The sequence below is a fragment of the Tsukamurella soli genome (genome assembly GCF_039541155.1).
Lineage (GTDB): Bacteria > Actinomycetota > Actinomycetes > Mycobacteriales > Mycobacteriaceae > Tsukamurella > Tsukamurella soli.
Window position 1 is genome coordinate 22,255 of the sequence record NZ_BAABFR010000038.1, and the last position, 23,312, is coordinate 45,566.

General features: G+C 70.9%; 23 protein-coding genes and 1 riboswitch. Of the genes, 11 read left to right on the forward strand and 12 right to left on the reverse strand.

Going from position 1 to position 23,312, the window contains the following annotated elements:
- Positions 1-54 precede the first annotated feature (54 nt).
- The gene (gene metE, locus ABD908_RS13445; protein WP_344996483.1) at positions 55-2,337 is read left to right on the forward strand and encodes a 5-methyltetrahydropteroyltriglutamate--homocysteine S-methyltransferase; all 2,283 of its coding nucleotides are present in this window, start codon (positions 55-57) and stop codon (positions 2,335-2,337) included.
- 79 nt (positions 2,338-2,416) lie between these two features.
- Here metE and ABD908_RS13450 read toward each other — a convergent pair whose 3' ends face one another.
- On the reverse strand, positions 2,417-3,235 hold the full coding sequence (locus ABD908_RS13450; RefSeq protein ID WP_344996486.1) for an SDR family NAD(P)-dependent oxidoreductase: 819 nt from the start codon (positions 3,233-3,235) through the stop codon (positions 2,417-2,419).
- A gap of 89 nt (positions 3,236-3,324) precedes the next feature.
- Here ABD908_RS13450 and ABD908_RS13455 point away from each other — a divergent pair, with 89 nt between their 5' ends.
- Together ABD908_RS13455 and ABD908_RS13460 are read left to right on the forward strand one after the other, a co-directional pair.
- Positions 3,325-3,885 carry a TetR/AcrR family transcriptional regulator gene (locus tag ABD908_RS13455; RefSeq protein WP_344996489.1) on the forward strand — a complete coding sequence of 187 codons (561 nt, stop codon included), beginning with the start codon at positions 3,325-3,327 and terminating at the stop codon, positions 3,883-3,885.
- Between the two features lie 602 nt (positions 3,886-4,487).
- Complete coding sequence (locus tag ABD908_RS13460) at positions 4,488-4,811, forward strand: hypothetical protein (RefSeq protein ID WP_344996492.1); 324 nt, start codon at positions 4,488-4,490, stop codon at positions 4,809-4,811.
- Positions 4,812-4,823: 12 nt separating this feature from the next.
- Here ABD908_RS13460 and ABD908_RS13465 read toward each other — a convergent pair whose 3' ends face one another.
- Positions 4,824-5,678, reverse strand: coding sequence for an NAD(P)H-binding protein (locus ABD908_RS13465; protein ID WP_344996494.1), 855 nt, complete (start codon positions 5,676-5,678; stop codon positions 4,824-4,826).
- Between the two features lie 90 nt (positions 5,679-5,768).
- On the opposite strand from ABD908_RS13465, the gene ABD908_RS13470 reads away from it, so the two are divergent.
- Positions 5,769-6,320: a TetR/AcrR family transcriptional regulator gene (locus ABD908_RS13470; protein ID WP_344996497.1), complete on the forward strand. Its 552-nt coding sequence runs from the start codon at positions 5,769-5,771 to the stop codon at positions 6,318-6,320.
- A 127-nt stretch (positions 6,321-6,447) separates the two neighbouring features.
- On the opposite strand, the gene ABD908_RS13475 is transcribed toward ABD908_RS13470, so the two are convergent.
- From ABD908_RS13475 to ABD908_RS13485, 3 genes are read right to left on the reverse strand one after another with little or no spacing between them, the layout of a single operon-like run.
- Positions 6,448-7,812: an NtaA/DmoA family FMN-dependent monooxygenase gene (locus ABD908_RS13475; protein WP_344996500.1), complete on the reverse strand. Its 1,365-nt coding sequence runs from the start codon at positions 7,810-7,812 to the stop codon at positions 6,448-6,450.
- Positions 7,809-8,891: an LLM class flavin-dependent oxidoreductase gene (locus tag ABD908_RS13480; protein ID WP_344996502.1), complete on the reverse strand. Its 1,083-nt coding sequence runs from the start codon at positions 8,889-8,891 to the stop codon at positions 7,809-7,811. Before ABD908_RS13480 ends, ABD908_RS13475 begins: the two co-directional genes overlap by 4 nt.
- A complete protein-coding gene (locus ABD908_RS13485; RefSeq protein WP_344996505.1) occupies positions 8,888-10,003 on the reverse strand; it encodes an LLM class flavin-dependent oxidoreductase in 1,116 nt (371 codons plus the stop codon). The genes ABD908_RS13480 and ABD908_RS13485 overlap by 4 nt, the downstream gene beginning before the upstream one ends.
- Before the next feature lie 336 nt (positions 10,004-10,339).
- On the opposite strand from ABD908_RS13485, the gene ABD908_RS13490 reads away from it, so the two are divergent.
- Positions 10,340-11,644 (forward strand): NtaA/DmoA family FMN-dependent monooxygenase, encoded by a 1,305-nt coding sequence (locus tag ABD908_RS13490; protein WP_344996508.1) that lies wholly within the window; start codon positions 10,340-10,342, stop codon positions 11,642-11,644.
- Here ABD908_RS13490 and ABD908_RS13495 read toward each other — a convergent pair.
- Positions 11,641-12,459, reverse strand: a complete 819-nt coding sequence (locus ABD908_RS13495; protein ID WP_344996511.1) for an SHOCT domain-containing protein — start codon at positions 12,457-12,459, stop codon at positions 11,641-11,643. The genes ABD908_RS13490 and ABD908_RS13495 overlap by 4 nt on opposite strands.
- A gap of 105 nt (positions 12,460-12,564) precedes the next feature.
- Positions 12,565-13,545 carry an AurF N-oxygenase family protein gene (locus ABD908_RS13500; RefSeq protein ID WP_385924468.1) on the reverse strand — a complete coding sequence of 327 codons (981 nt, stop codon included), beginning with the start codon at positions 13,543-13,545 and terminating at the stop codon, positions 12,565-12,567.
- Between the two features lie 309 nt (positions 13,546-13,854).
- Between ABD908_RS13500 and ABD908_RS13505 the strand changes: the two genes are divergently transcribed.
- Entirely contained in the window at positions 13,855-14,325 is a 471-nt protein-coding gene (locus ABD908_RS13505; protein ID WP_344996517.1) for a DoxX family protein, read from the forward strand.
- Between the two features lie 84 nt (positions 14,326-14,409).
- Here ABD908_RS13505 and ABD908_RS13510 read toward each other — a convergent pair whose 3' ends face one another.
- The 3 genes from ABD908_RS13510 to ABD908_RS13520 all read right to left on the reverse strand — a co-directional run bounded on the left by ABD908_RS13510 (position 14,410) and on the right by ABD908_RS13520 (position 16,309).
- Positions 14,410-14,772 carry a universal stress protein gene (locus ABD908_RS13510; RefSeq protein WP_344996520.1) on the reverse strand — a complete coding sequence of 121 codons (363 nt, stop codon included), beginning with the start codon at positions 14,770-14,772 and terminating at the stop codon, positions 14,410-14,412.
- Positions 14,773-14,954: 182 nt separating this feature from the next.
- Complete coding sequence (locus ABD908_RS13515; RefSeq protein ID WP_344996523.1) at positions 14,955-15,785, reverse strand: methyltransferase domain-containing protein; 831 nt, start codon at positions 15,783-15,785, stop codon at positions 14,955-14,957.
- A gap of 59 nt (positions 15,786-15,844) precedes the next feature.
- A complete protein-coding gene (locus ABD908_RS13520; protein WP_344996525.1) occupies positions 15,845-16,309 on the reverse strand; it encodes a tRNA (cytidine(34)-2'-O)-methyltransferase in 465 nt (154 codons plus the stop codon).
- A 127-nt stretch (positions 16,310-16,436) separates the two neighbouring features.
- Here ABD908_RS13520 and ABD908_RS13525 point away from each other — a divergent pair, with 127 nt between their 5' ends.
- On the forward strand, positions 16,437-16,748 hold the full coding sequence (locus tag ABD908_RS13525; RefSeq protein WP_344996528.1) for a putative quinol monooxygenase: 312 nt from the start codon (positions 16,437-16,439) through the stop codon (positions 16,746-16,748).
- Between the two features lie 101 nt (positions 16,749-16,849).
- On the opposite strand, the gene ABD908_RS13530 is transcribed toward ABD908_RS13525, so the two are convergent.
- Positions 16,850-17,407, reverse strand: coding sequence for an HdeD family acid-resistance protein (locus tag ABD908_RS13530; RefSeq protein WP_344996531.1), 558 nt, complete (start codon positions 17,405-17,407; stop codon positions 16,850-16,852).
- Positions 17,408-17,519: 112 nt separating this feature from the next.
- On the opposite strand from ABD908_RS13530, the gene ABD908_RS13535 reads away from it, so the two are divergent.
- The 3 genes from ABD908_RS13535 (at position 17,520) to ABD908_RS13545 (ending at position 20,354) form a co-directional block, all read left to right on the forward strand.
- Positions 17,520-18,380 carry a bifunctional methylenetetrahydrofolate dehydrogenase/methenyltetrahydrofolate cyclohydrolase gene (locus ABD908_RS13535; protein WP_344996534.1) on the forward strand — a complete coding sequence of 287 codons (861 nt, stop codon included), beginning with the start codon at positions 17,520-17,522 and terminating at the stop codon, positions 18,378-18,380.
- 62 nt (positions 18,381-18,442) lie between these two features.
- The gene (locus tag ABD908_RS13540; protein WP_344996537.1) at positions 18,443-18,706 is read left to right on the forward strand and encodes a DUF3017 domain-containing protein; all 264 of its coding nucleotides are present in this window, start codon (positions 18,443-18,445) and stop codon (positions 18,704-18,706) included.
- A gap of 148 nt (positions 18,707-18,854) precedes the next feature.
- On the forward strand, positions 18,855-20,354 hold the full coding sequence (locus ABD908_RS13545; protein ID WP_344996540.1) for a hypothetical protein: 1,500 nt from the start codon (positions 18,855-18,857) through the stop codon (positions 20,352-20,354).
- A 43-nt stretch (positions 20,355-20,397) separates the two neighbouring features.
- Here the strand turns inward: ABD908_RS13545 and metX are convergent, their stop codons facing one another.
- Positions 20,398-21,606 (reverse strand): homoserine O-acetyltransferase MetX, encoded by a 1,209-nt coding sequence (gene metX / locus ABD908_RS13550; RefSeq protein WP_344996543.1) that lies wholly within the window; start codon positions 21,604-21,606, stop codon positions 20,398-20,400.
- 7 nt (positions 21,607-21,613) lie between these two features.
- Positions 21,614-21,740: riboswitch (SAM riboswitch) on the reverse strand.
- A gap of 130 nt (positions 21,741-21,870) precedes the next feature.
- Between metX and ABD908_RS13555 the strand changes: the two genes are divergently transcribed.
- Positions 21,871-23,103, forward strand: a complete 1,233-nt coding sequence (locus ABD908_RS13555) for an MFS transporter (protein ID WP_385921945.1) — start codon at positions 21,871-21,873, stop codon at positions 23,101-23,103.
- Positions 23,104-23,312 lie beyond the last annotated feature (209 nt).

Sequence of the window (23,312 nt, forward strand, 5' to 3'; positions counted from 1 at the left end):
GTGTCCCGGGTGGGTGGCTAGCCGGCCAGCACACAGATAAGGACCTGTCCGCACGTGACCGAAACCCGCTTCACCGCAACAGTTCTGGGGTATCCCCGCATCGGCCCGCGCCGCGAGCTCAAGCGCGCGATCGAGGGCTACTGGAAGGGCACCGTCGACCGTGCTCGGCTGGAGACCACCGCCGCGCAGTTGCGCCGCGACCAGTGGGCGGCCCTCGTCGCCGCCGGGCTCGACTCCGTGCCCACCAATACCTTCAGCTACTACGACCAGATCCTCGACACCGCGGTACTGCTCGGGGCGCTGCCGCCGCGCGTCGCTGCGATCGACGACCCCCTCGACCGCTACTTCGCCGCCGCCCGCGGTACGGCGGACGTGACGCCGCTCGAGATGACCAAGTGGTTCGACACCAACTACCACTACCTCGTCCCCGAGATCGGCGCCGACACCGTCTTCTCGCTGCACCCCGAGCAGGTCCTCGCCGACCTCGACGAGGCCCTCGCGCAGGGCGTGCCCGCGCGCCCCGTCATCGTCGGGCCGCTCACATTCCTCGCCCTCGCCAAGCCCGACGGTGCCGGGAACGGCGCCGAGGATCCCCTCACCCGCCTCGACGAGCTGATCCCCCTGTATCGGGATCTGCTCGCCCGCCTCGCCGAGCACGGCGCGCAGTGGGTGCAGATCGACGAGCCGGTGCTGGTCACCGAGGCCGGCCAAGGCCTGGCCGACGAGGCGCATCGCGTGTACGGCGACCTGGCGTCTGCCGCGAAGCGGCCCGCGATCGCGGTCGCCACCTACTTCGGCGACCCGGGCCCGGGCCTGTCCGCGCTCGCTCGTACCGGCGTCGAGGCGATCGCCGTCGATCTGGTGACCGACCCCCGCGCGGCGTCGACGGTGGCGGCCGTGCCCGAGCTGCGCGACAAGCTGCTGCTCGCCGGCGTCGTCGACGGCCGCAACATCTGGCGGACGGACCTCGACCGTGCCCTTGCGACCCTGGGCACGGCACTGGGATCGGCCGGGACCGTTGCCGTCTCCACGTCGTGCTCGCTCCTGCACGTGCCCTACACCGTGGCCGCCGAGGACGAGTCCGGGGACGTCTGGTCCTGGCTCGCGTTCGCCGCGGAGAAGGTCGACGAGGTGGTCACCCTGTCGCGCGCGCTGACCCGGGGGCGCGACACCGTCGCCGTCGAGTTCGATTCCGCCGCAGCGATCGTCGCGAGCCGCGCCGCGGATCCCCGTCGCCGCGATCCGTCGCTGCGAGCGCGGCTCGACGCGCTGACCACGCGCGGCACGGGCCGTGCGCCGGCCGCCGAGCGAGCGGTACTGCAGGCCGAGCGTCTGGGACTGCCCCTGCTGCCCACCACGACGATCGGCTCGTACCCGCAGACGTCGGCGATCCGCGTCGCCCGCGCAGACCTGCGTGCCGGGCGGATCGACGAGGCCGAGTACACGCGGCGGATGCGGGCCGAGATCGAGGCCGTGGTGCGGCTGCAGGAGGAGCTCGGCCTCGACGTCCTCGTGCACGGCGAACCCGAGCGCAACGACATGGTGCAGTACTTCGCGGACCAGCTCGAAGGCTTCCTGTCGACGCAGAACGGCTGGGTCCAGTCGTACGGCACCCGCTGCGTCCGGCCGCCGATCCTGTTCGGCGAGGTCACGCGGCCGACGCCCATGACGACGTCGTGGATCACCTACGCGCAGTCGCTCACGCCGCGGCCCGTCAAGGGGATGCTCACGGGCCCGGTCACCCTCCTCGCGTGGTCGTTCGTGCGCGACGATCAGCCGTTGGCCGAATCGGCGGCGCAGGTGGCGCTGGCGATCCGCGACGAGACCGTGGACCTGCAGTCGGCCGGTGTGGCGATCGTCCAGGTCGACGAGCCCGCGCTGCGCGAGCTCCTGCCGCTGCGCGCGGCCGACCGGCCCGCATACCTGGACTGGGCCACCGGATCGTTCCGGCTGGCGACGTCGGGTGTCGCGGACTCGACGCAGATCCACACGCACCTGTGCTACTCGGAGTTCGGCGACGTGATCGGTGCGATCTCCGACCTGGACGCGGATGTCACGTCCATCGAGGCCGCGCGGTCGAAGATGGAGGTTCTGGACGACCTCAACGCGGCCGGGTTCGCGAACCAGGTCGGCCCGGGCGTCTACGACATCCACTCGCCCCGCGTGCCCGCGCAGGCGGAGATCGAGGAGTCGCTACGCGCGGCGCTCGTCGCCGTCCCCGCCGGGCGGCTGTGGGTCAACCCCGACTGCGGCCTCAAGACCCGCGGCACCGCCGAGGTCACGGAGTCGCTGCGCAACCTGGTCGCCGCCGCGGCAGCGGTGCGCGCGGACCTGTGATCGCCGTGTGAGGTGTGGGCCGGGACGGGGCGACTCCTCCGTCCCGGCCGACGCTCCCGTGCCGCCGTCCCCGCGGCACTCAGTTGACGAGTCTGGCCAGGAGTGCGTCCCACGCGCGGTCGCCGAGCGCTCGGCGGGCGAGTGGCGCTATCCGACTCTGGCTGCCGACCTTGTAGCGGCCTCGGGGGTTTCGCGATCGGACCGCTCGCAGGATGGTTCGGGCGACCTGCTCGGGGGGAATGCCGTTGTCGGCTTCGCGGCGTGCGAACCCGAGGACGTTGGTGGTGACGGTCTCGTAGGGGCTGTGTGGAGCATGGTCGGGGACCAGACGCTCGAGGGTGTCGGTGAAGGACGTCTTGACGGCGGAGGCTTCGATGAGAACGGTTCGTATGCCGAAGCGACGAACCTCGAATCTGAGCGAGTCGGAGAGCGCCTCCAGCGAGTACTTGCTCATCGCGTACGCCGAGGACAGCGGTGGTGCGACGAGTCCGGCACCGGAACCGAGATTCACGATCGTGCCTCCTCCCGCCCTACGCATCGCCGGGAGAACGAGCTGGCACATTCGGACGAGCCCGAAGACGTTGACCTCGAATTGGGTGCGGTAGGAGTCGAGGGAGGTCTCCTCGACCGCGCCCGGTTGGGCGTAGCCGGCGTTGTTGACGAGTACGGCGACATGTCCGTGTTCGGCCTCGACGGCGGCGACGGCGCGGTTGCGGGAGTCTTCGTCGGTCACGTCGAGGCGGAGGGTGCGGCACCCGGCCGTCTGCAGGTCGGCCAGGGTCTCAGGCCGCCGTGCGGTAGCCCAGGTGACGAATCCCGCGTCGACCAGTGCGAGTGCGGTCGCCTTGCCGATCCCGGAGGAACAGCCGGTGACGAGAGCGGCGGGACGGTCGGCCATGATTCGGTCCTCCTGATCGCGGTGGACTCGTACTGTACCTCTATAGGACATCAGTGTCCTATCTTGGTACATGCAGGTATGCTCCTCGAGTGGCCAAGAGTCCAGCACTCCAAGACCGGACAGCCGGCACGATCCTCGAGCACGCCGCTCGCGTCCTCGCGGAACAGCGGGACGCCGCCAGCCTGGCCGACATCGCCCAGGCGGCCGGCGTCGCCCGCTCGACCCTGTACCGCTACTTCCCCAACCGGGAGGCGCTCCTTCAAGCCCTCGCCAGGCGAGCCATGGACGAACTTCGAGGCCGCATCCGCGAAGCCCAGCTCGACACCCTGCCCGTTGCCGAAGCACTGGCCCGAATCACCCGGGGGTTCATCGCTACCGGAGCCGAATACGTCGCGCTCGCCTACCTCGCACCCACGCCGCCCGACGCTGCGACGGCCCAGATCAACGAGCCCGTATTGCGGCTGCTCGAACGGGGCATCGACGACGGCACCCTCCGCAACGACCTACCAGCCCACACGCTCCTGGACATCTACGGCGACCTCATCCAGGGGGCCATCACCCGCGCAGCCCGCGACCGCGAAGGCGTCGAACCCACCAGCGCTGCCATCCTCGCCGTCTTCCTCGACGGGGCGCTCGCCACCGGGGTCTGAGGGCTGCCTCGGTCCGGCCTCGAGCGCTGACTCGGCGCTGACCCCGATGCCGCGCAGTCGAGCGTGCGACCGGCACGTGTGGTCTACGTCCGCGTCCCCGGTCGCGGACCCGCGGCGGATTCCTCCTCCAGCGGCTCGGGGCTCGGTTACCCGCACCGATTCACCCGACACGCCGGCGTGTCCGCCGAATTCGTGCGAGTGGTCGCGACACGTATCTCCCATCGACGTCGACCCCATCTCACGGACCCGGCCCGTCGACATGCCACCGACGATCGCGATCCAGCCGTACACCAGCAGCGAGATCGGGCCCCCACCGACCACGGAACCTGCGTCACCGCAACAGCGGAACCGGGCCCTGGCATCGCCACCCACGCTCAACCGCGCGGCATCGGCGCTGACCTCGAAAGCTGGGCTCGCTCGTACTTCAGCGGGTGCATCGGTTTTGGTCGGATGTCAAGGGCATTCGGCTGATGCGGGTGCCTGGCGGGTGGTCGGCCGGAAGTGCGCACTGACTCGAATGGTCCGCGGCGGCGCGACGGCCCTCGGTGACGGGAGTCGCCGGTCACCGGCGATGGTCGCCGGGCGGCGCTACCGTCGGTCGGATGGGTACCAAGAGTGAGCGTCGTGCCGCCCGCGAGCAGGTCGCGGCGTATCACGAGGCGCAGCTGACCCGGCTGATCGAACACGTCGAAGCCGAGCTCGTACGGTTTCGGGCCGGCGAGTTGGACGTGTTCGAGGTCGACGCCGTCATCCACCAGTACCACCGCGCCGCGAAGAAATTGTGGGGGTTCTGCGCGCAGTCCGGGGGACAGGTCGAGACCACCGCGTACCTTATCGGGCGCATGGCCGATGCCGATGACGATGAGTTCGCGGCGGCGGATTGGTGGCAACGCGGCGCAAGCCGCCGATCGTCCGACGACGCTTAGCCGCATCCGCCCTCACTGCGCCGGGAAGAGGGCGACGCGCGCTCGAACGGCTTCGATGCCCGGCACGGCCGGGCGGCCGAGGAGGTCGGGGAGCGTGCCCGTCGCGCTGGACCGCCCCTCGCGGAAATCTGCATACAGGGCCGTCAGCAGCGCCGTCGTCTCCGGCGGGAAGCCGAAGTTCTCGGTGAGGTACGCGGTGTAGTCCTCGTCGGAGACGGCGCGAAACGGCACTCCCGCAGCGTCGGCGAGGTCGGTCCAATCGAGGTCCTGGGGTCCGGTGAGCTCGAGTGTGTCGCCGTCGCGGCGCCGGTCGACCAGCGCGATCGCGGTCGCCGCCGCGAGGTCGGGGATTGCAGCCGGGGCGGCCGAGGCGTCCCGTGCCGGCGCGACGAGTTCCCCCATCTGTCGTCCCCACACGACGTCGCGGGCAAGGGCGTCGGCCATCCCGATGTTCAGCCGGAGAATGGTCCAGCTCGGCCCGGCGGCCTGCACCGTGCGCTCGAGCGCCCGGTAGTTCTGGACGGACGGCATGGTCGATGTCTCCAGTCTGGGCCAGCTCGTCAGAACGATCCGTTCCACTCCGGCCTCGGTCGCGGCACCGATCGCCGCGGTGACCCGCGGAAGACGCAGAGACGGGTCCGGGCCGAAGAAGGTCGCGTTGACGAGCACCGTGTCGACTCCGACGAGTGACCCTCGCAACGCATCAGGATAGTCGAAATCTCCTGCGCGGTAGTCGATGCCGGGCAGCTTGTCTGCTTTCGCGACGTCGCGCACCGTCGTCACGATCGACTCCCGAGTCCGGTCCCGCAGCTGCGCGAGCACCGCCCTGCCGAACTCGCCGTTGCCGCCGGTGACTGCGATGCTCATGGTGTCTCCTACGCTATAAGCGGGTCTGCTGCCCCGGTTAATATACGGGGCGTGCGCCCCGCTTCACAAGTGTCGAATCCAGGAGGTCGTATGAGCAGCCGAGGGCCGCGTGCCGATGCCGTCCGCAACCGTGCGCGCATCCTGGCCGCCGCACGTGAGGCGTTCGCGCAGGCGGGCGTCGACGTACCGCTCGACGCGATCGCCGAGGCGGCGGGCGTCGGCCCGGGCACGGTCCACCGTCACTTCCCGACCAAGGCGGCCCTCCTCGCGGCGGTGATCGCCGACCGGCTCGACGAATTGGCCGCCCGCGCCGCCGAACTCGGCGACGATCCCGTCGAAGACTTCTTCGGCTTCCTCGCGGAACTCGTCGACTCCGGCCGCGACAACCTCGCGCTGGCCGCAGCCGTCGGCGGCCTGCCGAACAGCCTGATCGAAGAGTCGGGCGCACGACTGTCCGCCGCACTCCAGGCGCTCCTCACCGCTGCCCAACGAGCCGGCGGCGTGCGACGGGATGTCGACGTCGCCGAGTTGCACGCCGTCGTCACCGGCGTGCTGGCCACCGAGAGCCGGTTGTCCGCAAGCCGTCGCGGCCTCGGCCTGCAGATCGTGATCGACGGTCTCCGTACCGCGCCGGCCGAGTGACGGGCGGACCTCGACCAGGCCCCAGATCGCCGTCGCCGAGCATGCTCGGCCCCGGTTAGACGCAGCGCCGCGCACTCAACGGCCGGTGTGAAGCTCCGGTTGTCAGGTGCGCCGGGTCGCGGCCGCCTCAGTCGGGAACGCCGGACCGCTCCGAGTCCTGGTGCCGCCGGGTGCGGGGCGGCCGCAGGCCCAGGTGCTCGCGCAGCGTGGACCCCGTGTACTCGGTCCGGTACGCGCCCCGCTCCTGTAGTTCGGGCACCAGCTGGTCGACGATATCGTCGAGCCCGCCCGGGACGATCCACGGCGTGATGTTGAATCCATCGGACGCGCCGGACCTGACGAACCGGATCAGTTGCTCGGCCACCGACGCCGGCGTGCCCACGAACCCGCGTTGACGTTCCTGCGCGATCACCAGCTGGCGGATGGTCAGGTGCTCCGTCTCCGCACGCTCCCGCCACTGCGCCGCGATGGTGCGCGGGTCGGCACCGTGGCGAGCTGCCCCGCGGGTCTCGCCCACCGTCTCGATCACGGGATCGTGGGTGGGGAGCGGGCCGTCCGGGTCGTACCCGGACAGGTCCTCGCCCCAGATCTGACCGAGCAGCGACAGGGCGGTAGCAGGCGTCACCTGCTGCTCCTTGACCCAGCGGCCCTTCTCGACGGCCTCTGCGGGCGTATCCGCAAGCACGAACTGCGTTCCGGGCAGGATCTTCAGGTCGTCGGCGGGCCGGCCGGCGGCGACGGTGCGCGCCCGGACGTCCTGTGCGAACGCCAGCGCATCGTCGAGGTCGCTGCCGTGTGCCGAGAAGATCACCTCCGCATACTGCGCCGCGAAGTCGCGTCCCGCGGGCGAGTCACCGGCCTGGAAGAGCACGGGGTGCTGCTGCGGGCTGCGCGGCACCGTCGGGACCACGGTCACGTCGAGCGTGGGTCCGAGCCGATGCACCGGGTCGGCCGGGGCGGTGGGCGACGACGGCGCGCCATCCCAGATCGCCTGCGCGGTGGTGACGAAATCAGCTGCGCGCCGGTACCTGTCGGCGTGGTCGAGCCACCCGCCGCGGCGGAAGTTGGCACCGGTCCACGCGTTGTCGGTGGTCACGATGTTCCAGGCGGCGCGTCCTCCGGACAGCACGTCGAGGCTCGCCAGGCGACGGGCGAGGTCCGCGGGGTCGTTGTAGGTGACGTTCTGCGTGGCGGCCAGCCCGATCCGGCTGGTCACCGCGCCGAGCGCGGCGAGTTGGGTGATCGCGTCGGGCCGGCCGACCACGTCGAGATCGTGGATCCGGCCCAGCTGTTCGCGCAATCGCAGCCCCTCACCGAGGAAGAACGCGTCGAACAGTCCGCGCTCGGCGGTCTGCGCCACTTTCTGGAAGGTCTGGAAGTCGATCTGCGAGCCGCTCGCGGGATCAGACCAGACGGTGCCGTGGTTGACGCCCTGCAGGAATACCCCGAAGTGCACCTGGGCGTCGGGACGGGGGTAGCTCTCGTCGCTCATCGCGTGCTCCCGGTCGTGGCGTAGCGGTTGGCGGGACGGGAGAGGCCGAGGTGCTCGCGCAGCGTCGCGCCCGGCCGGGGAGTGGGCGTGCGCCGTTCGACGCGCAGCGGCGGTAGCACCTCGCGCACGATGATCGGCACGTCGATCGAATGCACCGACGGCAGTAGCCGGACACCGTCGACCCGGCCGTGTAGCCCCCGCAGGAGGGCGGTGAGTTCTGCTGCGCCGCCGACGAATCCCCGCGTGGTCGATGCGTCAGTCAGGGAATCCAGTTCGGCTCGGCGCGTCTCGCCGGTCGTCTCCGCGGTGTCGAGCGTGACCGGGAGGTCGACGAAGACCGCAGGGCCACTGGGATTCTCGGTGTCGCCCGCGGGCGGATCCGAGACGAGGACGATATCGACGAGCGCCGACGGTGCCGCGCCGTGCGGAGCGACCACGACGGGCCGGCCCTGCGGCCCGCGCGGCACGATGAGCGGGCCCTTGACGCTGAAGCCCGCCCGACCATCGCCGCCGTCGCTGGCGAAGTCGACATAGTGCAGCCGATCGCGATCGATGTACCTGCCGGAGTCGGTGTCCCGGATGACGGCGTCGTCCTCCCACGAGTCCCACAGGCGCTGAGCCACTTCGATGACGTCGGCGACCTCGGCGGAGAGTGCGGCGCCGCCGTCCGCGACCGGGCGGCCGAGCGCCACGGCGGTGGTCGGTACCGGTGTCGTCCCCACCAACCATCCGGCTCGCCCCTCGGTGGCGTGGTCGAGTGCGGCGAGCTGGCTGGCGAGGTGGAACGGCTCGACGGTTGCGGGGTGCGCCAGCGGCACGATGCCGAGCCTCGAGGTGACCCGTGCGAGGAACGCGGCGCGTACTACCGCGTCGAGGCGTTGCGCGACGCCACCTGGCGCGGGGACGAGGGAGTCGTCGATGGTCACGAACGTGAAGCCCGCGTTCTCCGCCACCGCCGCCGCGGCGCGTACGCCGGCTCCGGTGACGGCGTATGCGGCACGACCGGGGTCGACGAGGTGGGCGGCGGGATGTGCACCGGCACCGTCGATCTCGAGTGCGAGGTGGAGCAGGGACGTCATTGCCTCGATCCTTCGTTCTCGGCCGTGAAGCCTGCTGCGCGACCGGCGTCTGCGGAGGTCCACAGGGTGGTGCGCAGCTCGCGGCGGACGAGCGGGACCACCTCCTCGGCGAACTGCGCGAGCACGTCGCGCTGCTGCTGGTACGGTAGTACCGGGTTGAGCGAGACGGACTGCAGGTCGTGCCGGTACGACCGGTGGTAGTCGACGATCTTCTCCGCGACCCGCTCGGACGAGCCGACCAGCGCTGGGCCGCGCTCGACGGCGTCTTCGATGGTCTCGAACATGTTGACCTTGCCGATGCGCGTCTCGCCGGCGAACCTCTTGCGGTTGCGTGCGGCGAAACCTTCGTAGACGGGCCGGTATTCGGCGATCGCCCGGTCGGTCGTGGCGGAGAGGAAGAGCCCACCGGAACCGGATCCGACGTAGGCGGCGGCAGGGTCGTGCCCGTGCTCGGCGTACTTCTCGCGGTACCGGTCGATCAGCACGCGATAGTTCTCGCGCGGTTGGAGGGCGTTCGCGGTGACGATGGGGTCGCCGAACCGGGCCGCGAGGTCGACGGCGGTCGTCGACGTCGCCGAGCCGTGCCAGATCCGGAACGGTCCACCGAACGGGCGCGGCACCGTCGTGACGTCATCGACCGGCGAGTGGTGATCGCCCCGCCACGTGACGTGCTCCTCGCGCAGCAGCCGCCGCAGCAGCTCGTAGTTCTCCGTCAGGTAGTCGTACTGGTGCTCGAGAGTGCGGCCGAACATCGGGAAGTGCTTGTCCTCGTTGCCTTTACCGATCACGATCTCGAGACGTCCGCCCGAGAGCTGGTCGATCGTGGCGTAGTCCTCGGCGACGCGCACCGGATCGAGCAGGCTGAGCACCGTGACGCCGGTCGACAGTAGGATCCGGTGCGTGGCCTGGGCGAGAGCGCCGAGCAGCACCGTCGGCGCCGACGAGAGGAACTCGCCCGCGTGTCGCTCGCCCACCGCGTACGAGTCCAGGCCGAGCCGCTCAGCCAGCACCGCGTTCTCGACGACGCGCTCGAGTCGCGTGTGCGCCGATATCAGCTCACCGGTCACCGGATGCGGTGTGTGCGGGACGATGTCGAGAACTTGGAAACGCATGACGTCGGCAACTCGATCCGTGGGTATGCGCGACTGCCCGGGCGGGGCGTCGAAACGATGTCTGCCTTCAACGTAGCAGCGGGGGACCGGCGGGCCCGCACGTCTGCGTCAGGAGCCGGCGGGGCCTGGGGTAGGCGTCGAGTGTCGGGAATACGACGATCCACCATTTCCGCTGCGGGACGGAGTGCTGCAGCTCGTGGGTGCCGATGCTGCTCCGGCCCAACGGTATTGCGATCATGATGAGTTTTTCCATGCTCGGCCGGGTCGGTGTCGCTGGATCGAATCGCGGTGCGGTTAATCGCGCCCGGAGCACGGGGCGCGCCGTAGCGTGGTCGGGTGGCGCGAGATCGGGGTCCGGGCAGAACGCTGAAGACGGTCACCGGCGTCAGCGGCGGCCAGGACGTCTATCGCCTGGCCCTCGATCCGGAGGCGTCGACGCTCGCCACGGCGCTCGACACGGCTCGGATCGCCGAGGAGCTGCGGATCGACGCGCTGTTCGCCGCGGATCTGCTCGGCTTCGGGGCGCAGGGCGCGATCGGCGCCCAGGAGGCGATCGTCTTCCTCGCCGCGCTGGCCGGCCTCACGGAGCACGTGGGGCTGATAGCGACGGTGTCGACGACCTTCCATCACCCGTACAACCTGGCCCGGTTGTTCGGCACGCTCGATCATGTCAGCAACGGGCGCGCGGCCTGGAATGCGGTGACGTCGTCGCTCGGCGAGGAGAACTTCGGCGACGCCGAGCTCCCTTCGCCCGCCGAGCGGTACGCGCGTGCCGCAGAGGTCCTCGAGGTGACGGGAGCGCTGTTCGATTCGTGGCTGCCCGGCGCCCTGACCGCGAACGCCGACGGCACCGTCGAGCTGGACCCAGACCTCGTGCGCCGGATCGACCATCGCGGCGAGCACTTCACCGTCGCCGGTCCGCTCAACATCCCGCCGCTCCCGCAGCGCCGACCGGTGCAGTTCCAGGCCGGGCAGTCCGCGGGCGGTATCGAGCTCGGCGCCCGCTTCGCCGAGGTCGTGTTCACCTCGCTCGCCACGCTCGAAGACGCTGTCACGTACACGAAGACGGTCCGGACGCGGGCGACCGAGCTCGGGCGGGACCCGTCCCTACCGCGGATCTTCAGCTCGCTGCACGCGACGTACGGGTCGACCGAGGCCGAGGCCCGGCGGATCGTGCGGGAGCGGGCCGAGGCACTCGACCTCGACGCCGGCCGCCGGCGGCTCGAGGACATGCTCGGCGGCGGGATCGACCTCTCCGAGCGACCACTGGACTCGCCGCTTCCGGTGGAACTGATCCCCGATGCGGCCGCCGTGAACCGGCGGCAGGGGCGGGTCGAGATCTTCGGTCGCCTCGCCGCGTCGGGAAAGACGCTGCGTGAGTTGATCGTCGCGGCGCAGGACACCGGGCACTGGGCGGTCGCCGGAACGCCGGAGCAGATCGCCGACGCGATCGAGGAGCGGTACCGGGCAGGTGTCCTCGACGTGGTCTCCCTCGGAGGCCTCACGGATCCGCGCACGTACGAATTCGTGGCCGAGGGCCTACTGCCGGTGCTTCGCCGACGCGGGATCGTCGGCGAGGACTATCGGGGCCGCACCCTCCGTGAGAACCTGGAGCTGCCGCCGCTGCCGCCTCGCGCTTAGAGCCGGCCGAGCAGCTCGGCCTTCTTCGCAGCGAACTCGTCGTCGGTGAGGATGCCGCGCCGATGGAGTTCGGCCAGTGACTCGATGGTTGCGACGATGACCGAAGGGTCGTCGGGTGTGCCGGGCGTCGCGGGTGTCGGCTCGGACGCGCGGGGAACGGGGCCTGTCGGCTCGGGTGCGACCTGCGGCGCCGTTCCCGGGGTGGACCGGTGCTTCGGTGCGGGCGCCGCGGCCGGAGTCTCGGACACCTGCTGCGCGCCGAGCTCCGGGAGGCTGGACACCGCGAAGGTGCCCAGCTGGCTGGTGAATCGGACCTCGCCGTACCCGCCGCCTTGCTGCTGCTGGACTCCACCGATGCGGTGCTCACCGGTGTCGAAGACCTTGGTGGTGCCGTCGATTCGGATCGCCAGCCGCCGGGTGCCGGGGAAGACCGCGTAGCGTGCGTCGTTCTGCCCGCCGGAGGCGCTCGGCACGCCGAGGTCGGCGGGCCACCAGCTGGTCGATGCACCGGCCTGGGCGGACGCCGTGGGGGAATCGAACACCGTGGTGGTCGCGAGCAGCTGGGACAACTCGGCGCACAGCGAATCGACGCGCGCCTTGAGCGCGTTGTCGAACATGTTGCCGCCCACCATCGTCATGCCGCCGCGCATCCATTGGCCGGAGCCCCCGAGCTCGGGAATGGAGAACTGGGCCATGGTGCCGCCGCCGGCGCGAAGCGCCAGGAGCATGGCAGTCACCGCGTCGCGGGAGAGCCCATGGCGCTCGGCGATATCGGTGATGGTGTTCTGTGCCTCAGGGGAGATCGCTGCCGTCATGATGCTGCCGTCATGATGATGAATCCCTCGTCGTCAGTACCGGTTCACGTCTGTCCTGGCCGTGCGCAGCCAGAGTACGCCCGTGACCGGTCACGCGACGGTCGGTCAGGCGGCAGCGGAGTACGCAGGCTCGCTGCGGAAGCGGGATGCGCGACCGTCGATGCCCAGCGCGCGCCAGACCAGCCGCGACACGGGGTTCATCAGGCCCGTGCGCTTGGCCAGCAGCCGGACGTCGCCGAACACCTCGCGCTTCGTCTCCTTGGATTCCGGTGAGCGCCAGTACATCTCGTGCCACACCTCGCGCGGGATGTCGAACTCCCGGCGGAACTGGCGCGGCGGCACCGCGATCGCGGTGAGCAGTACCCGCATCACGATCGGCAGGGCCAGCGACAGCAGGAAGCGGGGGAGTGGGCCGCGGGCGGGGATGACCTGCTCGAGGCGCTGGTGGGCGAACGAGATGTGCCGCGCCTCCTCGGCGACGTGCAACTGCATCACGGCCGTCATCGCGGGGTGCTGGCCCTCGGTGGACCGGAGGAACTGCTTCTGGATGTGGTCGATCGGCTCCTCGCCGCCGAGCACGCCCATGTAGAAGATCGTGGGGAACGTGGTCGCCGCGAGGGGGATGAAGAGCGACAGCCGCCGGAACCACCACTGACCGCCCGGGACGTCCGCACCGATCCGGTTGACGAACTCCTGGAACATGAGGGTGTGGTTGCACTCCTCCTTGGCCTCGTGCGTCGCGTAGCGGAACTCGACGGAGTCGTTCGGCTGGGCCGCCGTGTACTGCATCAGCCCGCGGATGAGGACGGACTCGAACTGCAACCCGACCTTCGCGACATTGGCCTGGCGCCACATGCCCATCTTGATCTGCTTCTCCAGCGGCTGCGCCTTGTACCAGTCGGTGCGGCCGATCGGATCGATCCTGTCGGACAGCACCCAACGCGGGTCGTCCGGGACGATGGCGAGCTTGGGGGAGTCCCAGTCGATGTCGATGTACGGGTCGAAGTTGCGGTGCACCGACGCGTCCGATAGGTCGCGCAGATTCTGTTCGTACTCGTCCTGGCCGGGCAGGCGGCGACCGCGCATCCGCGCTGTGTGGGTGAGAGGAAGGGTTCGCATGATCTTCTCCTTCGCGGGCTGGACACGATGGTCACACGAGTATCTGCAGGTCGCAGCGTCTCATGATATGTCCTTAAGGCCAGGCTATCACTGTCGGTAGACAGAATTCACGATCCTGTCTGATCGAATAGCGGTAGCTGAGCCGCCCACGCGGCCGCGACTGTCGTGGAAGTCCGATTGATGCCGGATCCAGGAAGAGCGCGACCGACGCTCTCGGTGGCGGGGTCGTGGCGACGATACGATCGCGGCACTCCGACCGTTGAAGGACGCATCGACATGAGCCGAGACACATCTCGATCCCTGCGCCACGTGCAGGCGGTCGCCCTGGCCGCCTACCGGTTGGTCATCGGATTCCTGTTCGCCTGCCACGGGGCGTCGACCTTGTTCGGCCTGCCGGATGCCCGCATGCGGTTCCACGGTCCGGTGGGCGAGTGGCCGCACTGGTGGGGCGGCGTGATCGAACTCGTCGGCGGCGTGCTCGTCGCGGCGGGCTGCGTCACCCGCGGTGCCGCGTTCCTCTGCTCGGGCACCATGGCGTTCGCGTACTTCACCGTGCACGCGCACAAGGGGTTGTTCCCGATCGCGAACGGGGGCGAGGCCGCGGTGTTGTTCTGCTGGAGCTTCTTCGTGCTCGTCTTTCTCGGGCCCGGTGCGCCGTCGATCGACGGGCTTGTCGGTGCCCGGCTCCGGGGCGGTGCGCGACGGTCGGTCGCGGCGTCCCGGCCGGGTGTCGTCGATGTCGACTGAGGGGTGGGGCGTACCGGGCAAGCCGGTCCAGGCGGCTGGAGCCGGCTGACCCTGTACTGGAGATTTAAGTTTGTAGCGGAGATCTCAGTGGTTCTCGGGGAGTTTGACCGCCAGGACGGGAACGGGCGCGTGCAGCAGGAGGCGCTGGCTCACGCTGCCCAGGACGGCCTTCCCCACCGCAGAGCGGCGTTTGACTCCGATCACGAGGCGGGTCGCGCCGTGGCTCGTGATCTGGTCGAGAACAGCGTCGACAGGGTCCCGGTCGCCCCTCCCGACGCGATCGACGACGGTGATCGGTACCTCGGCGCCGTGCGGCGATACGTCGAGGGGGATGAGGCCGAGGTTCACGGCGACGAGTTCGGTGCCGAGCCTCTTCGCCTCGGCGACACCTTCGGAGAGCGCCAACGCGCCCTCGGGACTGTCTGTGACAGCTGCAATGATTGTCATGACATTAAGTCTAATGGTTGTGTTTGGGTGGTGCAGCACAGGCCGTTCCTCGCGCTGGTCGTCTTCCACGGCAGCTGCTGGATCACTGCGGACATCGACGTCACCGACCGCACCGCTCGCTCGCAGCCGCGACCGGCTGTGTGGTGGGTGGCGCTGTTTCACGCACCCGATGGTCGTCGCGCTCAGCTGTGCGCCAGCGGGCGGCGCGCGAGCACGGCATACAGGTCGACGGTGAGCTCGAGTCGTCCGTCATCGAGCACGGCGTTCAGCGTCCTAGCGGCTTCGTCCCGCTCGCCGGGTGTCAGGTGCGCTGCCGCCAACGCAAGGATGCCGTCCCTCGCTCCCTGCAGCAGCGCCGCCGCAAGATTCCCGAGCGTGCCGGTGCGCCGAGCGACGACCTCCAACCCGGCCGCCACGCAGTACTCCTCCAGCTTCAGGCCGGCGAGCTGATTCGCGAGGGGCCGCACCGGCAGCTTCTCGCGTAGTTCTCTCAGGTACTCGGTGGCGGCCTCGTCGCCCCGCACCACCAGTCGCGCCGACGACCAGTCGGTGTCGGTGACGGCGAGCACTCCGGCCGGAGCAAGGACGCGCGCGAACTCGCGGAAGGCCCGCACGGGGTCGTACGTCAGGTGCTGAACGACCCGCTCGCAGACGATCGCGTCGACGCTGCCCGACTCGAGCCGACCGAGCTCCGAGGCTTCTCCCGCCACCACCTCGACGCCCGGGATTCCACTGCTCCGGTGTCGGGCGATCGCGAGCATCGGTTGATTCGCATCCACGCCGATCGCTCGGCCGCCGGGCTGGACGAGCCGGGCCAGCTCGAGCAGCTCCGCTCCGGTCCCGCAGCCGACGTCCACCGCAGTCGCGCCCGGGCGGAGCCCGAGCCGGCTGCGACACCACTCGCGGAGATCGCGGATCAGATCCATCTCGGCCTGCCGGTCCAACGCCGTCGCGAACACGTCTGCGTTCGCGGCGGACATCGACCCGGCGGTGAAGCCCTCGGCGTCGGTCACTCGACGATCGTATTCTCCGCTCGGACGCAGCCGGCCGCGATCACCGAGCCGCGAGGCCGCTACACGGCACCGTCGAAGCCCTGCTGCCGCCAGGCCTCGTAGGCGACGATCGATGCGGAGTTGGCGAGGTTCATCGATCGGCGCCCCGCGAGCATCGGGATCCGCAGCCGCTCGGTGACGTGCGGGTCGGTGAGCACCTCGGCGGGCAGCCCGGTCGGCTCGGGGCCGAACAACAGCACATCGCCGGGGTGGTATTCGACCTGATGGTGGAACCGCGTGGCGTGCGAGGTGAACGCGTACACCCGCTCGGGTGCGAGTGCCGTCCACGCCGCGGCCAGGTTGGGGTGGACGGTGACCACGGCGAGGTCGTGGTAGTCGAGCCCCGCCCGGCGCAACTTGGGCTCGGACAGGTCGAAGCCGAGCGGCTCCACCAGGTGCAGCTCGCAGCCGGTGGCCGCCGCCAGCCGGATCGCGTTGCCGGTGTTGGGCGGGATGCGCGGCTCGAAGAACAGAATCCGGAACACGACCGCCCAGTCTGGCAGACCGGGCGGGCAGCCGACGTAATCCGCCCCGCCGTGCGCACCGGGAGTGGTCGAATCGAACCACCGGCCCGCACATCGCGCGCGCCGGTGAGAGCGTGAGGAGAGAGCAGTGTCAGTGATCGTCACGGCCGTGTTCCAGCCGACGGAGGGACGCAAGGACGAGCTGGTCGCCGCGCTGCGGGGTGCCATGCCCGCTGTGCACGGCGAGCCGGGCTGCCGGAAGTACGCGATCCACGATGCGTCCGACGGCACCGTCACGATGATCGAGAAGTGGGACAGCGCGGACGCGCTGGGCGTCCACTCGCGAGGCGAGGCGATCGGCGCCCTGCAGGCGGCGATCGTGGGCCTCGTCGCCGCGCCGCCCGTGGTGACCACGATGACCCCGCTCCCCGCGGGTACCGAGGAGCAGGGCGAGCTGTAGCCCGGCTGGTCCAACATGTGCACCGTTCCGTCGGTCGGCACCGACGGAACAGTGCACATGTCGGGTCGACGGAACGGCGCACATGTTGGGATGGGGGAGGGTTACAGGTGTGCGGTGACAGCCCTGCGCAGCTGGAACCCCGACACGATCTCGATGAGGCCCAGGACCACTGCCCAGATCCCGGCCACCAGCGTCAGCACCGCGAGCGAGCCGAAGGGGCTGACCAACAGCACGATGCCGCCGAGCACCGTGACGATGCCGGTGAAGACCGCCCAGGGACGGTTGGGCACCTCGGGTGCGCCCGCCGCGCTCGAGGTGATGAACACCCCGCGGAACACCCAGCCGATGCCGATCCAGATGGCGAGCAGGAGCAGGGTCTCGGCCGCGCTCCGCAGGCAGATGCAGCCGAGGATGATCGACAGGGCGCCGCTCGCGATGCCCAGGATGCGGTGGTGTCCCTCGCCGAACAGCCCTGCGACCACCTGGAAGAACCCGCTCACGAGCAGGTAGGCGGCGAACAACGAGCCGGCCACGAGCAGGGACTTCCCGGGCCACGCGAGGATGGCGACGCCGATGATCACTGAGGCCACGCCGAGGGTGATGGTCACTTGCCACGTGGCGTTGGCGAGCTGCCGGATGGGATTGGTGGGTACGGTCACGTGCTTAGCGTGCCTCATCGCGTCGTCCGGCGCCGGGTAGCCGTGAAATCGCGGTGTGCCGCGGGCCCACCACCGTCGGCGGGCGGCGGTGGCCCGTGGATAGACTCTCCGCGTGACCGCGACGGTATTGGACGGCAAGGCGACCCGTGACGAGTTGTTCGAGCAGTTCCGCACCCGCGTGACGACCCTGAGGGAACGCGGGATCACGCCCGGCCTCGGTACGGTGCTGGTCGGCGACGACCCCGGGTCTCGGTCATACGTCCGGGGCAAGCACGCCGACTGCGCGAAGGTGGGCATCGCCTCCATCCGCCGCGATCTCCCGGCGACGGTGACGCAGGCCGAGCTCGAGGACGTGATCGACGAGCTCAACGCGAACGACGAGTGCACCGGGTACATCGTGCAGCTGCCGCTGCCTCGCCATCTCGACGAGAACGCCATCCTCGAGCGTGTCGCGCCCGCGAAGGATGCCGACGGGCTGCATCCGGTGAACCTGGGCCGCCTCGTGCTCGGGGCCGAGGGGCCGCTGCCCTGCACGCCGCACGGCATCGTCTATCTGCTCCGCCGGTACGGCGTCGAGCTCGACGGGGCGCACGTCACCGTCGTCGGTCGCGGCGTCACCGTGGGGCGACCCATCGGCCTGCTCCTGACGCGCCGCAGCGAGAACTCCACCGTCACCCTGTGCCACACCGGCACCCGGGACCTCGCCGCCGAGGTCCGGCGTGCCGACATCGTGATCGCGGCTGCCGGCCGACCGGGTCTGATCACCGCCGACATGGTCAAGCCAGGCGCCGCCGTCCTCGACGTGGGCGTGAGCCGCACGCCCGAGGGACTGCGCGGCGACGTCGACCCGGCGGTGGCGGAGGTGGCCGGGTTCCTGTCCCCGAACCCCGGCGGCGTGGGGCCGCTGACCCGCGCATTCCTGCTCGGCAACGTCATCGATGCCGCCGAGCGGGCGGCGGGCATCGCGGTGTGATCGGCCGGGCCCGCAACCGCACCCCTGTCGAGCGCCTACACCGTGCCCGCGCGGTGCGGGCCGTGACCGCCAACGCGGGGTTCGCGGTGGTCGTGGCGATCCTCGCCGTGGCGATGCTGCTGATCGGCCTCGATTTCTGGCGTCGTGGCCTTGTGGTGTTCGGCGTGGGAACCGGCGTGGCCGCGGTGCTGCGCGCCGTCCTCAGCGACCGTCGGGCCGGTCTGTTGCGGGTCCGCTCTCGTGTGTTCGACGCCACAGTGCTGGCGCTCGCGTCTGCCGCCATCCTGGTGATCGCCTGGCAGATCAGCCCGCTCGGTACCAAGTGACCTGCGTGATTCTGTATATTTAAGTTCGAATTCATCAGCCGTGTCGGTAACGATTCGGTATCAAGCTAGGATGTATTCGGTATCGATGGTGACCTCGGCGGGTCGATGAGACGACGCGGGACGCGTTGTGTTCAGGGAAGGATGCGTGATGGCGACTGCCTCGCTCGGCGCGTCCATCGACCATGGACTGGTGTACTGCTCCCTGATCGCCACCGACGGCGGCGAGGTGACCGAGCGGCAGACCCGTGCGATCCACCCCGGTGGCTTCCCGTCGATCTGTCCCGCTGAGCGGATCACGTCCGGTTTCGACCTGCTCGAGGCCTACTCGGACGAGCCGATCACCGCGTACGGCATCGCGTGCCGCCGTCGTCGCGACGTGTTCGGCCTGCGGCTGCGCTCCGTCGGGCCGCGGCGCACCGCCACGATCGTCGGCGAGATCGATGCGATCCTGCGGAGTCTCGACGCGACCGGTGCGATCGCCCGGTACGACACCGTCCTGCTCGTGGATGTGGGCGCCGGGCTGTGGATGAGTGTCGTCGAGGTGGCGTCCGGCACGGTTCGGTGGCGCGGTGTCCTTCGCAGTGCCCCCGCCGACGGTGCCGGAGTCGCGGCGCGCGTCACCGACGCCCTCCGCGTCACCTCCGTCCGGCCCCAGGCGATGGTGTTGTACGGCGTCGGTGCGGCGATGGCGAGCGTCGCCGACGAGGTGCGCGCCGCCGCGCGCGACGCGTCGCCGGCCCTTCCCGTGATCATCCCGACGGACCCCGAGGGGGTCCTCGCGGCCGGGGCCGCGCTGGTGGCGGCGGACGCGGTGGCGGCCCGAGCCACGGCCGCCACCACGGCCGGAGGCGCAGGCGTCGTTGCCACCGCCGGAGGCGGTGCGGCATCCCGGCGGCCTGCGCGCAGGCTGCGGACCGTCGACGGCGGGACGTGGTTGACCGGGTTCGCACTTCCCCTGATGGTGCTCGCCGGGCTGTTGTGCGCCGGCCTGGTGGCGACCCTGGCCACCGGGGCGATCGGCTCCGTCGGCGACGTCGGCGGCGTTCCGCCGCAGACCACCGCCCAGCCCGCGGCGGAGACCGCAGATGGGCCGATCGTGGTGGGTACCGGCACGGTCGCCACGGTTGCGACCGAGGTCAACCCGCCGGTGCGCACCACCGACGACGCGACTCCGCCGGGGGACCGTGCCGGTGTCACGGTTCTGCCGCCGGTCGTCACGACCTATGGGCGCGAGCCTGCGATGACGATCTTCGCGACCCCACCGCCCACCGTCACGCAGCACACCACTACGCCGACCGCCATCGAGAAGCCCTCGCAGACCCGGCCGAGCAGCACCGAGACGCGCACCCGGCCGACCGGCTCGGCGGCATCGGGCGTGCGGCCGCTGCGCGCCGGTACCGCGATCGCGCCGGGCGGTGCGGCCGGGACTTCGGGGCTTCCTGCGGCGGGTGCGACCGGCGCCGGTGGGGAGGGAGCCGGGGTAGGTCTCGGCGAGCCACCGACCACGGATGTGCCGGAGACGGATCCCGGCGCCGCCGGCGCGGGAGCCACGACCAGCCCTGACGACGGCACGCCGACGCCCGCCTTCGGGCTGCTGCCGCGCCCGGACCGGACCGGCGGCGCGGTGGTCGCGCCCGGACCCCCGTAGCGGGCCTCGTCGCGGGTCACTCGAACCGAGTCGCCGGGTCGGGTCAGCGCCGCGCCAGCTGCATCGTCGCGCTGAGCAGCTCGCCGACGGCCTCGAACTCGGTGAGGAAGGCGTCGTGCCCGTCGCGCGAGTGCACCACCCGCAGGCCGGTGCAGCCCGGCAGCAGATCCGCGATCTCCTGCTGCAGGTGCAGCGGGTACAGGCGGTCCGAGTCGATCCCGCCGACGATCGTCGGCACCGGACAGTCGCGCAACGCGGCCTCGACTCCGCCCCGGCCGCGGCCGACGTCGTGATGGTTGAGCACCTCGGTCAGCGCCACATAGCTGGCGGCGTCGAACCGGGCGACCAGCTTCTCGGCCTGGTGGTCGAGGTAGGAGGTCACCGCGTACCGTCCGCCGCGCAGCGGGTCCTCGGTGCCCTGCGGCGAGTTGCCGAACCGCGCGTCCAGCTCCATCTCGGTGCGGTACGTGAGGTGTGCGATCCGTCGGGCGACGCCGAGGCCGGCGTCGGGCAACCGGTCCGAGTCGTGGTAGTCGCCGCCCTGCCAGTGCGGATCGGCCTTGATCGCCTCGATCTGGGTGGTCTGGGTGCCGATCTGGTCGGCGGTCGCGCGGGCCCCGACGGCGAGTACCAGGGCCGCGCGCACCTCGGTGGGATACATCATGGCCCACTCGAGCGCCCGGGCGCCGCCCATAGAGCCGCCGAGCACCGCGGCGACCTCGGTCACGCCCAGCCGCCGGAGCAGAGCGTGCTCGGCCGCCACCTGGTCGCGGACGGTGATCGTCGGGAAGCGGGAGCCGAACGTCCGGCCGTCGGCGGCGACGGAGCTCGGCCCCGTCGACCCCGAGCAGCCGCCGAGGACGTTGGCCGAGACCACACACCACTCGTCGGTGTCGACGGGCGCGCCCGAGCCGATCAACCCGTCCCACCAGCCGGCCGACCCGTGGTCACCGTCGGCGGGGCCCGTGACGTGCGAGTCGCCGGTCAGCGCGTGCAACGCGAGGACGATGTTGTCGGCCGCCGCATCGGGTCGGCCCCAGCGCTGGAACGCCATGGTCACGTCGTCGATGACCTGGCCGCTCTCGAGACGCAGCGCGCCGATCGACAACGACTGCCGCGCGCCGTCGGGCGGCGTGGCCCATGCGGTCGCGGAACGGGGAGCCGCCGAGCGGGGGCCGCGGGCGCACGGACCGGGGGAGTACGGCCCGGGGGAGTACGGCCCGGGGGAGTACGGCACTGCACTGATAGTCATGAATCCTCCGTCGCGCTTGCCACCCGGGGCGAAACTCACCGCCGCCGGGGAACCTGGTCATCACCCGGGGCACCCCACCGCGGAGGAGGGTTGCCGGCCAGCCAGCCGGGGCTTGGACGCTGACACTCATGACCGTTCAACGATGATAGCCGATGGCCGGATGCCCACAGGAGTCCGCGGACTGGGGTCCGGGACCTCGGACGGTGGCTGTTCTCACACCCGGCTCGGGGAAGGGGCGGCGCCCGAGCGGCGTTGGTCAGCGCCGTGAGCACCCTCGAGTCGTCCGTTCCGTCCTCCGGCACCGCCCGTACCGGGCGCTCCACCCGATCGGGTCTACCGCTGCTCGCGTTGGCCCTCGGCGGCTTCGGCATCGGCACCACGGAGTTCGTGGCGATGGGCCTGCTGCCCGACATCGCCGGCGACCTCGGCGTGTCCGAGCCGACCGCCGGCCACGTGATCGCGGCGTACGCGGCCGGCGTGGTCGTGGGCGCACCCCTCATCGCGACCGTGTTCGCCCGCGTCCCCAGGCGGATACTGCTGATCGCGCTCATGGTGGCCTTCACCGTGGGCAACGGGCTCTCCGCAGTCGCACCGTCGTACCCGCTGCTCATGGCCGCGCGGTTCCTCGCCGGCCTACCGCACGGCGCCTACTTCGGCGTCGCGGCCCTCGTCGCTGCGCACCTGGTGGGGCCGGACGGCCGGGGCCGGGCCGTCGGCCGGGTGATGCTCGGGCTGTCGGTCGCGAATGTGGTGGGGGTGCCGATCGCGACCTGGATCGGCGACGATCTCGGCTGGCGGTGGGCGCTCGCGCTGGTGGTCGTGATCGGTATCGCGACGGTGGCGGCCATCGCGGCGTGGCTGCCGCACGTCGACGTCCCCGCGAGCAATCCGGTCGCGGAGCTGGGCGCCCTGCGTAACCCGCAGGTGTGGTTCGCGCTGGGCACCGGCGTCGTGGGCTTCGGCGGGATGTTCGCGGTGTACACCTATCTGTCCACCACGCTGACCACCGTGACCGGGCTGTCGCAGGCGACGGTGCCGCTCGCCCTGGCCGTGTACGGGGTGGGGATGGTCGCGGGGAACACCGCGGGTGGCGTCGCTGCCGACCGATCGGTCTCGCGGACCCTGGTCGCGGGGCTGGTCGCCATCGCGCTGGTCATGCTCGCGTTCGCGGGCCTCGTACACATCGCGGCCGCCGCGTTCGTCGTGGTGTTCCTGGTGGGCTTCACCGGCGCCGGCATGCTGCCCGCGCTGCAGACCCGACTGATGGACGTGGCGGGGGAGGCCCAGACACTGGCCGCCACCATGAACCACTCGGCCCTCAACATCGCCAACGCGCTGGGTGCGCTGCTCGGCGGCGCGGTGATCGAGGCCGGCTGGGGCTACCCGGCGACGGGGTTGGTCGGTGCGGTTCTCGCCGTCGGCGGGCTCGTGGTGGTGGGCGTCGGATTCGCGACCGCGCGCCCGCGCACGGCTCGCCCACCGCGCGCCCGCACGTGACGTCGTAGTCCGCGCGATCCGGTACCGTGCAGGCCGTGCGCAGGATAGTGATCTCCCTTGTCGGTCTGGTGACGGCGCTGCTTCTCGCATTCGGCCTGGCCTCGTGCTCCAAGAGCCCGGCCCCGCAGAACGCGGCCGCCGCCGTCGCCACCCAGGGCGCGTCCCATGCCGCCGACGGGTCGGCGCCCAAGCCCGGCCCCCGGGAAGTC